Here is a 13,882-nt window from a genome sequence, read left to right as displayed (position 1 = left end):
ATGCCCGCTACGCGGGCCCGCGCGCGCTCTCCGCCAGGGCGTGCAGGGCGTCGGTGAAGATCTCCGCCGGCGGTTCGACCAGGCCGGCGCCGACCTGGCCGGTGCCCGCCTCCCGTCCCGCGATACCCGTGTCGATGACCGGCAGGATCCCGGTGCGGACGACGCGTGCGACGTCGATCCCGGCCGGGGTGCCCCGGAACGACAGCAGCGGGATCTGCAGCGACGGATGCTCGGCGAGCGTGATCTCGTACATCCGCTGGGTGGCGGCCACCGCGTCCGGTACCTCGCCGCCGACGAACCGGACGATCGCGGGCGCGGCGGCGAGCGCGAACCCGCCCATCCCGGCCGTCTCGGTGATCGTCGAGTCGCCGATGTCGGGGTTGGCGTCGCCGGGGCCGTAGTCGCCCAGGTAGAGGCCGTCCGGCACCCCGGCCGGGGCGGTGAACCAGCGGTCGCCCGTCCCCGACACCTGGATGCCGAAGTCGGTGCCGTTGCGGGCCATCGCCACGACGAGGCTGGAGCCGGGGACGTCGCGGGCCGCGTCCGCGCACGCCTTCGCCGCCGCCATCCCCGGGTTCAGGAAGAAGTGCTCGTTGCCCGCCGCGAACCGCAGCGCCTCGGCGGCCCGGCGGCGCGGCACGTCCTCGGCGGCGGCCAGGTCGGGCGCCAGCTCGCGCAGCAGCAGCGACGTCGCCGCCCGGTTCCGGTTGTGCAGCTCGTCGCCCATCTGCAGCGCCTGCGCGATGACCGACATCAGGTCGAGGGGGCCGTGCCGGCGCACGGCCGCCTGCAGCGCGGGCCCGAGCGCCTCGCCCATCCACGTCAGCCGCTCGATGACCTCCGGCCCGTACGCCCCGTACCGCAGGACCTTCCCGAGACCCTCGTTGAGCGAGCAGTACGACCTGCCGCCGTGCTCGGTGTCCTCCACCACCCACATCCACATGGACGGGCTGACGACACCGGCCATCGGCCCCACGGCGGCGTGGTGATGGCACGGTTCGAACGTCGCCGCCCCGCGCTCCAGTTCGCGTTCCGCGCCGACCGGCGTCTCCGCCAGCCCTTCCAGGAGCATCGCGCCGATGAGCGCGCCGCGCATCGGACCGGACGCGCGTTCCCACTCCAGCGGCGGGCCCGCGTGCAGGAACGTTCCCGCGTCCAGGCCGAGCACCTCGCGGGCCGGGCGCACGTCCACGAGGTGGGGGCGGGCCGTCAGCATGCGCCGCACGGCGCGGGCGTTGGCGGCGGCGTGCCCCGGGTCGCCGAGGACCGCCGCGAGCGCCTGCTCGGTCCCGGCGGGCGGCGGCCGCCAGTCGACCGTCTCCACCGGGACGGCCTGTTCGGCGAGCGCGCCGGCGAGGATCTCCACCCCGGCGGCGACGACCGCCGGGTCGCGCGTGAGCAGCCCGCCGAGCAGGTGCCGCTGGTCGTTCATCCGGGCCCCTCTTCCACCATCGACAGGGCGTGCCGGGTCGCCTCGGCGTTGGAGGCGAACACGTCCGCGCCGGCGCCGCACAGCGCCGCGGCCTGCCGGTCGCGGTCCTGCGGGTCCGCGGGCGTCCCGCACAGCGACACGACGACGGCCAGGTCGGGACGGTCCTTCACCGCGGCGGCGACGGCCGGGGCCAGCGACGCCGCCGGATCGGGCTCGGCGCCGTGCCCGAGCACCACGTCCAGCAGCAGGACGCCGCACTCGCCGCCGGACGCCTCGGCGGCCAGCGCCTCCAGCCGCAGCGTCGGGTCGATCATCGGGTGGGCGCGGCCCCGCGTGTAGGCGTCGTCGCCGAAGTCGGTAAACCGGTGACCGCGTGCGTGCGCGCCCCGCGCCTCCAGATCCCAGCCCAGCGCGCCCCGCGCGATCATCTCCGCCTCGTCGCGCAGCGTCCCGCCCGCGAACAGCCCCCGCAGCGCCCGCCCGGCGACCGGGACCGGACGCCGGTCCGCCGCCCAGCGCGGCCACTCCGGGACGGCCCGGCCGAGCATCTTCAGCGTCTTCTCCGTGGCCTGCGTGAGATCGTCCTCGCCGGCCATCGGCAGCGCGAACACGACCGGGGTGTCCAGCCGCCGCGCCGCCTCCCGGATCAGGTCCGCGACCTGCGGCGCCGGCGGCTTGGACACCAGGACGATCAGCTCGGTGCGCGGGTCGGCGTCCAGCGCCGCCAGCGCCGCCAGCGCCGACCGCCCGCTCACCTCCGGCGACAGGTCCCGGCCGCCGACGCCCAGCACATGGGTGACGCCGACGCCGGCCGCGTCCAGCAGGCACATCACCTGCTGCGCGCCCGTTCCGGACGCCGCGACGATCCCCACCGGCCCCGGGCGCACCGCGTTCGCGAACCCGAGGCCCGCGCCGCCGATCATCGCCGTCCCGCAGTCGGGCCCCATCACGATGAGGCCGCGCCGCGCCGCAGCCTCCTTCAGCGCGATCTCCTGGGCGAGCGGCACGTTGTCGCTGAAGACCATCACGTTGAGCCCGGCGTCCAGGGCGTCCATCGCCTCCGGGAACACGTGCGGTCCCGGCACCGACAGCAGCGCGACGGTCGCGTCCGCGCGGGCCGCCGCCGACCCGGTCGTCCGCGCCGGCGCCGGCGCGCCCAGCACTCCGGTCCCGGCGGGCGGCCGGGACGCGTCGCGCAGCAGCTTGTCCAGCGCCTCGCGCGCCTCGTCGACGCCCCGCCCGTCCTCCCGGGGCACGTCCACCCGGATCGCCACGACCAGGTCGTCGGGCCCCGCGTCCGCCGGCACCTCGAAGCCCATCCGCCCGAACATCTCGCGGTTGAGCTCGGTGCCCATCGCCACCATCGCCCCGGCCACCCCGGGACGCTCCGACAACGACCGGCTCACCCGCATGAGCGTGACCGAATCGTGGTAGCTCCCCCGCCGCACCTCGACCCAGTCGCTCATGCCCGCCTCCTGTGGGGAACGACTCCCCACACCCCCCGTTTCGCTGCGCTCATGCCCGTCCTCTGTGGGGGGACGACGACTCCCCACACTCCCCGGTTCGCGCCGCTCATGCCCGTCCTCTGTGGGGGGACGACGACTCCCGGCACCCCCCGGTTCGCTGCGCTCATGCCTGTCCTTTGTGGGGGGACGACCCCCCACACCCCCCGGTTCGCTGCGCTCATGCAGAGACCCTCGGGGTGCGGCGAGTGCGCGCGGCATGCTCGGTGAGGGCGAGGGTGGCGCGGCAGCCGGCGAGGACGCCGTGCGCGAGGTCGGTTCCGGAGGTGTGGCCGACCGCGAGGAGACGGCGGACGGCCGCGGTCGGCGGTTCGTGCCCGGCGACGCAGCGCAGCACCGCCGCGACCTCGGCGCCCGCGCCGCCCGCCGCCGCGCAGTGCAGCAGCGTCGCGGCCAGCGCAGTCGTGCGGGTGCCCGCGTCGGCGGTGACGGCGGCGCCGAGCCAGTCGGCCAGCCGCGCCGCCGCCCGGCCGTGCCGGACCGCGTCGCCGACCAGCCGCAGCGACACCAGCAGGCCGCACAGGATGTCGTCGCCGCTCGGCGTCAGCCCCGGGCCGAGGCCCACGATCCGCTCCGCCGCCTCGACGGCGCCCGCGAGGTCGCCGGCGGCGCAGCACGCGGCGAGCGCGTCCGGGTCGGGGTGGCCGGCGAGGCCGCCGCCCGTCATCCCGGCGTCGGCGAACGCGGCCTCCAGCGACCGCAGGCCGGCCGCGAGCGCGGCGGGCTGCAACGCGCCGAGCGCCGGCGACGGGTCCCACCAGCGGCGGATCCGGACCCGCAGCCCGTCCGCCTCGACCCGGCCGTCGCCGACGAAGGCGTCGCCGCCTTCGCGGACGGAGCGGAACGGGTGCTCGCGGCGCGTCGCGACGACCACCACGGCGTTCGGCAGCCGGTGCGCGTCGGAGCTGACGACGGCGAGCACGCGCGGCTCGGGGCCGCCCCGCATCTCCAGGTACAGCGCCGACGGGAAGACGGCGATGACCCGCGCCGCGCGGCGCGGCGGGTCCAGCAGCGGCCGCAGCGCGAGGCTCGCCGCGCCGGCGGCGGGCGGCCGCCCGCCGGGCCGTGCCGGGAGCGGGATCGGGTCGCGGACGAGGGCAGTCACGGATCCTCCCGAGGCCGGTTGGGGTTGCCGTCCGGCACGCGGTCGGACCGGCCTCTGCGGAGACGTTAGAACGGCCCCCGCGGCGGACGTATGGGGAAAGCTGCCAAGGATGGTTGTCATCGTTCGTCTTTGTTGTCAGTGTTGATCAGGAACAGGTAGCGATCACGCCGTAACGGGCGATGTACGCACCAAAAGGCGAGGTGACCCCTGGCATGAGTTACACCAGCGCGGACCCGGGCCCACCGGCTCTCAGGCTCGCGAGCACCGGAACACTGACCTATGGCCTGTCGGTCGGCGAGGTCCTCGGCGTCAGCACCCTCAACGGCGCCCGCCTCATCGCGGGACGGGCCGGACTCGAGCGCATCGTCCAGCGGCTCAATGTGATGGAGGTCCCCGACATCCTGTCGTGGGTCAAACCGAACGAGCTGCTCCTGACCACCGGCTACCCCCTCCGCAACACCCCCCAGTCGCTCGGCAACCTGGTCGCCGACCTGGACGAGCGCGGCCTCGCGGCCCTGGCCATCAAGCTGGGCCGCTACCTCGACTCGCTGCCCGCCGAGATGATCGCGCAGGCGGACCGGCGCGGCTTCCCCCTGATCCTGCTCCCCAACGACGTCGGCTTCGACGACATCCTCAACCAGGTCCTGACCGACATCCTGAACCGCCAGGCGGCCGTGCTCGCGCGCACCGAGGAGGTGCACCGGGCGCTCGTGCACATCGTGCTGTGCGGCGGCGGCCTCCAAGAGGTCGTGGACGAGGTCGCGACGCTGCTGGAGGTCGCGGTCGTCGTCCTGGACGGCGAGCAGCGCGTGCTCGCCGGCGCCGGGCCGGACGAGCACGTCGAGGCGATGCGCGCGTTCGACGCGGGCCGGCACGCGGCCTGCGGGCGCGGCGGCTGCGGCATCATCGGCGCGCACGGCACCGGCGACCACCTGGTCGTGCCCGTGATGGCGGGCGGCTTCGACCACGGCCGCATCGTCGCGTTCAGCCCGGACGGCACGCTGCGCGGCACCGACCTCGGCATCCTGGAACGGGCCGCGACCGTCGCCGCGCTGGTGGTGACCAAGCAGCAGGCCGTCGCCGCCGTCGAGAGCAAGTACCGCGCCGACTTCCTGCGCGACATCCTGGCCGGACGCGCCGGCGACGACGACCGGGTCATCGCGCACTGCGACGGGTTCGGCTGGGACCTGGACCGCCCGGTCATGGTGATCGTCGCCGAACTCGACGGCCGCCCGCGCGGCACCGGCGGGCCGGTTCCGGCCACGGCCCCCGAGAACGACGGGAAGGGCCGCGGGAAGGGAGCCGACTCCGACGGCGGGACGCGCGGCGGCCGCGGCATCGAGGAACGCTCCGCCCAGGAGCGCCTCGCCGCCGCGTGGACGACGGCCGTCCGGCGCCACGACCGGGGCGCGGCCGTCGCGAGCTTCGCGCACGAGGTCGTGGCGATCGTCGGCGCCGACGGCGGCGATCCGGCCGAGCTGACGGCGGGACCGGTCCAGGCGATGCTCAAGGAGGCCTCGTCGATCTTCGCGGAGCATCTTCCGGTGCGGCGGACGTTCTCCACCGGCATCAGCCGGATGGTGTCGTCCCCCACGGCACTGCCCGAGGCGTACGAGCAGGCGGTGAAGGCCGTCAGGGTCGGCCGCCAGCTCAACGGCGCGGGCGCGCGGGCGCACTTCGACCAGCTCGGCGTGTACCGGCTGCTGAGCCTGGTCTCCGACCCGGAGGAGCTGCACGCTTTCGTCCGGGAGACGCTGGGCGACCTGGCCGCCGACGACGAGCCGGAGCTGGTGGACCTGCGCCGCACCCTGCAGGTGCTGCTGGAGACCAACCTCAACGTCGCCGAGACCGCGCGCCGGCTCCACTTCCACTACAACACGCTGCGCTATCGCATCGGGAAGCTGGAACGGATGCTCGGGGCGTTCACCGAGGACGCGCATCTGCGGCTCAACCTCACCCTCGCCCTTCACGTACTGCGCATGCGCGGTATCTGAGAGTAGTGCCATCGTCTCGGGCGCGTCGCCCCGGCGCGCCGGGGCGGCGGCCGCGCCCGCCGCCGCACGGGCCGGTCCTCCCAAACGAGGGCGCGGGCTTTGGCAGATGTCGCCGATGCCCGCCCAACAGGGTAGATCTACCTTGCCCGCATGAACGCGGCCGGTTGAACGCGGCCGGCTGAACAGGGAGGGGCCCCCGATGGTGATCGGCTGGAAGCTGCACGGCGACGGACGCACGCCGCCGCCCGGTGAGGTCGTCAGACCCGACGAGCGGCTTTCGTGGCCGCGCACCGCGGGCATCGGCGCCCAGCACGTGGTGGCGATGTTCGGGGCGACGTTCGTGTTCCCCGTGGTGATGGGCCTGGACCCCAACCTGGCCATCATGATGTCCGGTGTCGCGACGGTGCTGTTCCTGCTGATCGTCGGCGGTCAGGTGCCGAGCTACCTCGGCACGAGCGCGTCGTTCGTCGGCGCCGTCGCGGCGATCCGCGCGGCGGGCGGCGACAGCGCCACCGTGACCGGCGCGATCCTCGTCGCGGGCCTCGTGCTCGGGGCGGTCGGCGTACTGATCCATTTCGTGGGCGGCGACGTCATCCACCGGATCTTCCCGCCGGTGGTGACCGGCGCGGTGGTCATGCTGATCGGGTTCAACCTGGCGCCCGTGGTCGCCACCGTCTACTGGCCGCAGGACCAGTGGGTGGCGCTGGCGACGCTGGCCTTCGCCGTGCTGTGCGCGGTGCTGCTGCGCGGGTTCTGGGCGCGCATCACGATCCTGCTGGCGCTGGTGTTCGGCTACGTCCTGTCGTGGGTCCTCGACAAGGTCGTCGGGTCCATCACGTCGGTGCTGCCGGGGCAGAACCTGCTGGACGCGTCGGGCCAGCCCTGCGCGGCGGAGGGGCCCTACTGCGTGGCGACCGCGTTCGCGCATGACCGGGTCGACTTCTCCAGCGTGGAGTCGGCCAGCTGGTTCGGGTTCCCGAGCCTGCACGGCCCCGACTTCAAGACCTCGGCGATCCTGCTGGCGCTGCCGGCGGTCATCGCGCTGATCGCGGAGAACACCGGGCACGTCAAGGCCGTGTCGGCGATGACCGGTGACGACCTCGACCCCGTCCTCGGCCGCGCGATCGCCGCCGACGGCCTCGGCACCGTCCTCGCCTCCTCGGTCGGCGGCTCGCCCACCACCACCTACGCCGAGAACATCGGCGTGATGGCCGCGACCCGGATCTACTCGACGGCCGCGTACTACGTTGCCGCGATCGTTGCGATCCTGTTCGGGCTGTGCCCCAAGTTCGGCGCGCTGGTCGCCGCGACGCCGGGCGGCGTCCTCGGCGGCATCACCGTCGTGCTGTACGGGATGATCGGGCTGCTCGGCGCGAAGATCTGGGTCGAGAACCGGGTCGACTTCGCCGACCCCGTCAACCTCGTCCCGGTGGCGGCCGCGATCATCCTGGCGATCGGGAACGTGACGCTCCAGATCACCGACGACTTCCCGCTGCAGGGCATCGCGCTCGGTACCATCGCCGTTCTGCTCGGTTACCACGTCCTGAACGCGATGCGGAGGCCGAGCGGGGCGGGCGGCGGCATCATCGCGCCGTCGGAGAAGGAGATCGGCGGCCCGGTCCGCCACCCGAAGAAGGACGCGCCCGGCACCGAGGCGGGCTGAGGGGAACCGCGCAGTGAAGCCACCGCCGTTCGGCTACCACGCCCCGGCCACCCTGGACGAGGCACTGGACGCGCTCGCCGCCGCACCGTCGGGCAAGGTGCTCGCGGGCGGCCAGAGCCTCATCCCGCTGCTCAACATGCGGCTCGCCGCCCCGTCCGACCTCGTCGACATCAACCGCGTGGGCGAACTCGACACCGTCCACGCGGGGGACGGGGGCGTGCGGGTCGGCGCGCTCGCCCGGCACGCGCGGGTGGAGCGCTCGGCGGAGGCCGCCGCCGTCCAGCCGCTGCTCGCGCAGGCGCTCCGGCATGTCGCGCACCCCGTCATCCGCAACCGGGGCACGGTCGTCGGGAGCCTCGCGCACGCCGATCCCGCCGGGGAGATGCCCGCCGTGCTGGCGGTCCTCGGCGGGACGGTCGAGGCGGCGTCGGCGCGGGGACGCCGGACGATCCCCGCCGCCGAGTTCTTCGGCGGGCCGCTGGAGTCGGCGCTGGAACCCGGCGAGCTGGCCGTCTCCGCGTTCTTCCCCGCCGCGCCGCCGCGCACCGGCACCGCGTTCACCGAGACGGCCCGGCGGCACGGCGACTACGCGCTCGCCGGAGTCGCCGCCGTCGTCACCCTGGACGAGGACCTGCGGGTGTCGGCCGCCCGCGCCGGATACCTCGGCGTCTGCGAGGTCCCGCTCGTCCTCGACCTGACCGGCCCGGCGGGCCCGCACGGCGACTGGGCGGCGGCCGCCGCGCACGTCCGCGAGCGCGTCGACCCCGAACCCGACATCCACGCGGGCGCCGAGTACCGGCGGCACCTGACCGGCGTGCTCACCGAGCGCGCCCTGACGACCGCGTCGGCCGAGGCGCTGCGGAAGGCGGGAGAGTGATGGAGACGTCCTTCGAGGTCGCGTTGACCGTCAACGGGACGCACCGAACGGCGCGCGTCCCCGCCAGGCGGCTGCTGTCGGACCTGCTCCGGCACGACCTCGGGCTCACCGGCACGCATGTCGGCTGCGAGCACGGGGTCTGCGGCTGCTGCACCGTCCTGCTGGACGGCGAGCCGGTGCGGTCGTGCCTGATGTTCGCCGTCACCGCCTCCGGGCACGAGATCACGACCGTCGAGGGCCTCGCCGCCGAGGACGGGACGCCGTCGCCGGTCCAGCGGGCCTTCCGCGAATGCCACGGCCTGCAATGCGGCTTCTGCACCCCCGGGTTCCTCTGCACCGTCACGGCGCTGCTGCGCGAGACGCCGCGTCCGACGGAGGACCAGGTCCTTGAGGGGATCTCCGGGAACCTGTGCCGCTGCACCGGCTACCAGAACATCGTCAAGTCGGTGCACCGCGCCGCCGACCTGCTCGCCCGGCAGGCCGAAGAAGGGGAGAGCTAGATGGGGACGCGGGTCTTCGGCGAGCCGGTCGAGCGCCGCGAGGACGGCAGGCTCCTCACCGGCGGGGGCCGCTACCTGGACGACCTCGGGCACGACGCCCTCGCGGCGGCGTTCGTCCGGTCCCCGCACGCGCACGCCCGGATCGCCGACATCGACGTGTCGGAGGCCATCGACGTCGACGGCCTCGTCGCCATCTACACCTGGGAGGACCTGCCGGGCCGGGTGGGGGAGCCGCTGCCGCTGCTGATCCCGCACCCGTCCCTCACCCACGGCCGCACCGGCTACCCGCTCGCCCGCGACGTCGTCCGGCACGTCGGCGAGCCCGTCGCGATGGTCGTCGCGCGTGACCGCTACCTGGCCGAGGACGCCGCCGAACGCATCCGCGTGGAGTACGAGACGCTGCCCGCCGTCGTCGGCATCGAGGCGGCCTCCCGGGCCGAGCATCTCGTCCACGACGATGTGCCGGGCAACGCAGGCGCCGTCCTCGTCCAGGAGAACGGGGACGCGGCGGCCGCCATCGACGCGGCCCCGCACGTGCTGGAGTTCAGCCTCGCGATCGAGCGCAGCGCCTCGATGCCCCTCGAAGGGCGCGGCGTCTACGCGCGGTGGGACGCCGACGACGGGTCGCTGCGCGTCTACTCGTCCACGCAGGCGTCCACCAGCGTGCGCGCCGCGATCGCCGCGCGGCTCGGGCTGCCGAACGGCAAGGTCGAGGTGGTCGCGCCGGACGTCGGCGGCGGCTTCGGCGTGAAGATCGTCCACCCGTGGCCGGAGGAGATCCTCGTCCCGTGGGCGGCGCGGCTGCTGGACCGCGAGGTCAAGTGGACCGAGGATCGCCGCGAGCACTTCGTGTCCGCCGCCCACGAGCGCGGCCAGCTCCAGGACGTGCGGGTCGGGTTCGACGACGACGGCCGTATCCTCGGCCTGGACGTCCGGATCCGGCACGACCACGGCGCCTACACCCCGTACGGGATCATCATCCCGATCGTCACGTCCACCCAGCTCCTCGGCCCGTACAAGATCGGCGCGTACCGGGCGGAGGTCGTCAGCCTCTACACCAACACCCTGATCGTCACCCCGTACCGGGGCGCGGGCCGCCCGCAGGGCGTGTTCTGCATGGAGCGGACGATGGACCGCGTCGCCCGCCACCTCGGCCGCGACCGCGCCGACGTGCGCGCCGCGAACTTCATCCAGCCCGACGAGTTCCCTTACGACCAGGGCCTGACGTTCCAGGACGGCCGCCCCCTCATCTACGACTCGGGCGACTACCCGGAGCTGCTCCGCAAGGCGCGGGACCTGATCGGCTGGGACGGCTTCGAGGCCGAGCGCGCCGCCGCGCGGGCCCATGGCCGCCGCCTCGGCATCGGCCTCGGCGTCTACGTCGAGGGCACGGGCGTCGGCCCCTACGAGGGCGGGCACGTCGAGATCGACACCGCCGGGCGGGTGCACGTCTCGACCGGGCTGACCTCGCAGGGCCAGGGGCACGAGACCGTGTTCGCGCAGATCGCCGCAGCGGAACTGGGCGTCCCCATCGAGGACGTGCACGTGACGACCGGCGACACCCGCCGGTTCGGGTACGCGGTCGGGACGTTCGCGTCCCGCGCGGCGGTCATGAGCGGCAACGCGATCGCGCTCGCCGCCCGGAAGGTGCGCGACAAGGCGCTGCGCATCGCCGGCGAGGCCCTCGAAGCCGACCCCCGCGACCTCGACATCACCGACGGCGTCGTGCACGTGAAGGGCGACTCGTCGTCGGCGGTCCCGCTGCGGACGGTCGCGGTGCTGTCGAACCCGCTGCGGTACGCGTTCGACGAGGAGGCCGCGGCGGCGACGCAGTTCGCGGTCGGCCGCCCGGTCACCGAGCCGCCCGTCGCGGCCGGGGACGAGCCGGGGCTGGAGGGACGCGACTACTACTCGCCCGTCCGGTCCACGTTCGCCGCCGGGGCGCACGCCGCGATCGTGGAGGTCGATCCGGACACGGCGGAGATCGCCGTCCTGCGGTACGCGGTCGTCCACGACTGCGGGCGGCTCATCAACCCGATGGTGGTCGAGGGGCAGATCCACGGCGGCGTCGCGCAGGGCATCGGCGGCGCGCTGTACGAGCGGATGGTCTACGACGAGTCCGGGCAGCTGCTCAACGCCTCGTTCATGGACTTCCTCATGCCGTACGCGACGGAGATCCCGCGCATCGAGACCGACCATCTGGAGACGCCGTCGCCGCTGAACCCCCTCGGCATCAAGGGCGCGGGGGAGGCGGGCGTCATCCCGGTGTCGGCGGTGATCGCCTCGGCGATCGAGGACGCGGAGGGCGTCCGCGTGGATTCGATGCCGATCTCCCCGGACGAGCTCTACCTGCTCCGGCGGCGCGCCGCGAGGGACCCGGCGCTACGCCTCCGGGAGGGCGTCCGCGCAGGTTGACGAGTGGTGCTGGCGGGGTTGGCTCGGGTTGCGGGGGACCTCAACCCCGCCAGCGTGTTGACGATAGTGAAGGGCCGCCATCGCGTTCGGCGTAACCGGGATTCCTCCGGGAAGGTCGGCTTTCAGCCGTGCGTCGGCTTGTCGGGGACGGTGCCGCCGAGGGACCTCGGCAGGTAGTTCTCCACGGCGGCGGGCCGGAAGCCGGCCTGCTCGATCCAGTCCAGGATCATCTGGAGCTGCTGGGCGAGGCCTTTGCGGTAGTGCATGAGGACGATGTCGCCGGGTTTGAAGCCTTTGCCGCCGTCGCTGCGCGCGAAGCCGTTGAAGCCGACGCCGGGGCCGGACGTGCCGTTGTAGAACTCCGCCGACCACAGCAGGATCGACTTGATGCCGCACTCCTTGGCCATCTGCCGGGTGGTCTCGTTGAAGCTGCCGAACGGGGGGCGGAGGATCTCGGGGCGGCGCCCGTACTGCTTCTGGATCTCGTCGGACGCCTGGCAGATCTCCTTCTTCTGCGCGTCCGGGCCGAGTGTCGCCATGTTGGGGTGGTTGACGGTGTGGTTCTCCATCACCGAGCCCGCGTTGCGCATGGCCCAGAAGTACTGTCCCTGGCCTTTGATGTAGGTCGAGGTCAGGAACGTCATCATGGGAACCTTTTCCTTGCGGACGAGGTTCACGAACTCGGCGTCGTAGGTGTAGCCGTCGTCGATGGTGAGGAAGACGACGCGGTCCTGCGTCTCGATGCTCTTGATGACCGGGGGGAGCCCGTCCTTGGAGGGTTCGGGCATCGTCCAGGAGCCGGGTTTCGGCGTCGCCCACTTCTGGTCGCCGAGCACCGAGGCGAGCTGGGTGCGCATCGGCGGTCCGGAGTCGCCCGCGAGGGCGGTCGCGACGGGCCAGCCGCCCGCGGCCACGCCGAGCACTCCGGCGGCCACCATGGTGATGACGGGCGTCTTCCCTCGCATCTGCCGCGTACTCCGTTCGGTCGGAAGGGGTCAGGTCGTTCGGGGGCTTGCGTCTCGGTTGACGCGCCGGTGGCGACGGGAGTTCGCAACCGACGGAACCTGCCGGACATATCTGACCATTTCCAGGTGCCATCCGGGTAGCTTCGCCCAAACCTCGGCGTGGACTCGGCAGATGTTGCCGTTCGGCGCGGAGGCGCCATTACCTAAAGTCGGGTCATGCAGCTCAACGGCAGTGCCACCGTCGCCGCGCCGCTCGCCCGCGTGTGGGACGCGCTCCAGGATCCGGCGGTCCTGGCCAGGACGATCCCCGGGTGCCGTTCCCTGGAGGAGACGGGACCCGACTGTTACCGCATGACCGTCACGGCGGGCGTCGCCTCGATCCAGGGCACGTACGTGGGGCGGGTCGAACTGGCCGAACCCGATCCGCCGCGCTCGTTCGTCCTGCGCGCACGCGGGCAGGGCGCGCCCGGCACGGTGGACGCGACGGTCCGCGTGCGGCTCACCGGCGGCGACGGCTCGACCCAGATCGACTACGACGCGGACGCGGTCGTGGGCGGGATGGTCGGCGGCGTCGGCCAGCGGATGCTGGGCAGCGTCGCCAAACGCACCGCCGGCGAGTTCTTCGCCGCCGTCGAACGCGACCTGGCCGCACTGGCGGCCGCCGCCGCGGAACCGGAGTCCGCCGCGCCGCCGGCGCCGGCCGCGACCGGCGCACCCGCCGCGACCGGCGCGGTCTACGCGGGACGCGCCGCGGCCGAGCCGGAGCGGGCGTCCGTCGCATGGCCGATGGCGGCGGCCTTCGCCTCCGGCGGCGCCGTCGCGCTAGCCGGCGTGGCGCTCGGCTACCTGCTGGGCCGCCGGTCCCGCACCCGCTGAAGAACGACGGCGGGCACACCCGGGGCGATCGATCGCCCCGGGGTGCCCGCCGGTCGCGAGCGTCAGCTGGTCGCCATCAGGTCGACGACGAAGATGAGCGTCTCGCCGGGCTTGATCGCCGGGCTCGGGCTGCGGTCGCCGTAGGCGAGGTGCGGCGGGATGACGAGCTTGCGGCGGCCGCCGACCTTCATGCCGACGAGCCCCATGTCCCAGCCCTTGATGACGCGGCCGGAGCCGAGCTCGAAGTCGAGGGTCGAGCCCCGGTTCCAGGACGCGTCGAACTCCTCGCCGGTCGACCATGACACGCCGACGTAGTGCATCGACACGTTCGAGCCCTTGGCGGCCTCGGGGCCGTCACCCTCGGTGATGTCGGTGATGTCGAGGTACGCGGGCGGCTGGCCCTCGGGGAAGTCGATCTCGGGGCGTTCAAGCGCCATGAACGGGCTCCAGCGGTCTCGTGGAATGCGTCGGTCGGTTGGAACGGCCCAGCCTAGCGGCAACGCGGTCTGACGAAAGAACATCGCCTCCATTG

The 13,882-nt window shown here is 73.8% G+C and carries 11 protein-coding genes; 6 read left to right on the top strand and 5 right to left on the bottom strand.

The genetic code is table 11. The annotated features are described in order from the left end of the window. Nucleotides 1-7: 7 nt before the first annotated feature. The 3 genes from AB0C35_RS03200 to AB0C35_RS03190 all read right to left on the bottom strand — a co-directional run bounded on the left by AB0C35_RS03200 (nt 8) and on the right by AB0C35_RS03190 (nt 4,060). Nucleotides 8-1,432 (bottom strand): DUF1116 domain-containing protein, encoded by a 1,425-nt coding sequence (locus AB0C35_RS03200; RefSeq protein ID WP_358449931.1) that lies wholly within the window; start codon nt 1,430-1,432, stop codon nt 8-10. Beyond that, on the bottom strand, nt 1,429-2,898 hold the full coding sequence (locus AB0C35_RS03195; protein ID WP_358449929.1) for an FdrA family protein: 1,470 nt from the start codon (nt 2,896-2,898) through the stop codon (nt 1,429-1,431). The genes AB0C35_RS03200 and AB0C35_RS03195 overlap by 4 nt, the downstream gene beginning before the upstream one ends. A 217-nt stretch (nt 2,899-3,115) precedes the next feature. Further along, the gene (locus tag AB0C35_RS03190) at nt 3,116-4,060 is read right to left on the bottom strand and encodes a DUF2877 domain-containing protein (RefSeq protein WP_358449927.1); all 945 of its coding nucleotides are present in this window, start codon (nt 4,058-4,060) and stop codon (nt 3,116-3,118) included. 212 nt (nt 4,061-4,272) lie between these two features. Here AB0C35_RS03190 and AB0C35_RS03185 point away from each other — a divergent pair, with 212 nt between their 5' ends. The 5 genes from AB0C35_RS03185 to cutA all read left to right on the top strand — a co-directional run bounded on the left by AB0C35_RS03185 (nt 4,273) and on the right by cutA (nt 11,509). Next, nucleotides 4,273-6,054, top strand: a complete 1,782-nt coding sequence (locus AB0C35_RS03185) for a PucR family transcriptional regulator ligand-binding domain-containing protein (RefSeq protein WP_358449925.1) — start codon at nt 4,273-4,275, stop codon at nt 6,052-6,054. A gap of 199 nt (nt 6,055-6,253) precedes the next feature. Then, complete coding sequence (locus tag AB0C35_RS03180; RefSeq protein WP_358449923.1) at nt 6,254-7,717, top strand: solute carrier family 23 protein; 1,464 nt, start codon at nt 6,254-6,256, stop codon at nt 7,715-7,717. A gap of 13 nt (nt 7,718-7,730) precedes the next feature. After that, nucleotides 7,731-8,594 (top strand): xanthine dehydrogenase family protein subunit M, encoded by an 864-nt coding sequence (locus AB0C35_RS03175; protein ID WP_358449921.1) that lies wholly within the window; start codon nt 7,731-7,733, stop codon nt 8,592-8,594. Then, complete coding sequence (locus AB0C35_RS03170) at nt 8,594-9,094, top strand: (2Fe-2S)-binding protein (RefSeq protein ID WP_358449919.1); 501 nt, start codon at nt 8,594-8,596, stop codon at nt 9,092-9,094. Before AB0C35_RS03175 ends, AB0C35_RS03170 begins: the two co-directional genes overlap by 1 nt. After that, nucleotides 9,095-11,509: an aerobic carbon-monoxide dehydrogenase large subunit gene (cutA, locus tag AB0C35_RS03165; RefSeq protein WP_358449917.1), complete on the top strand. Its 2,415-nt coding sequence runs from the start codon at nt 9,095-9,097 to the stop codon at nt 11,507-11,509. A 122-nt stretch (nt 11,510-11,631) separates the two neighbouring features. Here the strand turns inward: cutA and AB0C35_RS03160 are convergent, their stop codons facing one another. Continuing rightward, on the bottom strand, nt 11,632-12,474 hold the full coding sequence (locus AB0C35_RS03160; RefSeq protein WP_358449915.1) for a polysaccharide deacetylase family protein: 843 nt from the start codon (nt 12,472-12,474) through the stop codon (nt 11,632-11,634). A gap of 216 nt (nt 12,475-12,690) precedes the next feature. Here AB0C35_RS03160 and AB0C35_RS03155 point away from each other — a divergent pair, with 216 nt between their 5' ends. Beyond that, nucleotides 12,691-13,350: a carbon monoxide dehydrogenase subunit G gene (locus AB0C35_RS03155; protein ID WP_358449913.1), complete on the top strand. Its 660-nt coding sequence runs from the start codon at nt 12,691-12,693 to the stop codon at nt 13,348-13,350. Between the two features lie 62 nt (nt 13,351-13,412). On the opposite strand, the gene AB0C35_RS03150 is transcribed toward AB0C35_RS03155, so the two are convergent. Further along, nucleotides 13,413-13,787, bottom strand: a complete 375-nt coding sequence (locus AB0C35_RS03150; RefSeq protein ID WP_358449911.1) for an FKBP-type peptidyl-prolyl cis-trans isomerase — start codon at nt 13,785-13,787, stop codon at nt 13,413-13,415. Nucleotides 13,788-13,882 lie beyond the last annotated feature (95 nt).

Origin of the sequence: Spirillospora sp. NPDC048819, assembly GCF_040650055.1 — a bacterium.
In the GTDB taxonomy this organism is placed as follows: Bacteria; Actinomycetota; Actinomycetes; order Streptosporangiales; family Streptosporangiaceae; genus Spirillospora.
This window is presented reverse-complemented; position numbering and strand designations above follow the sequence as displayed.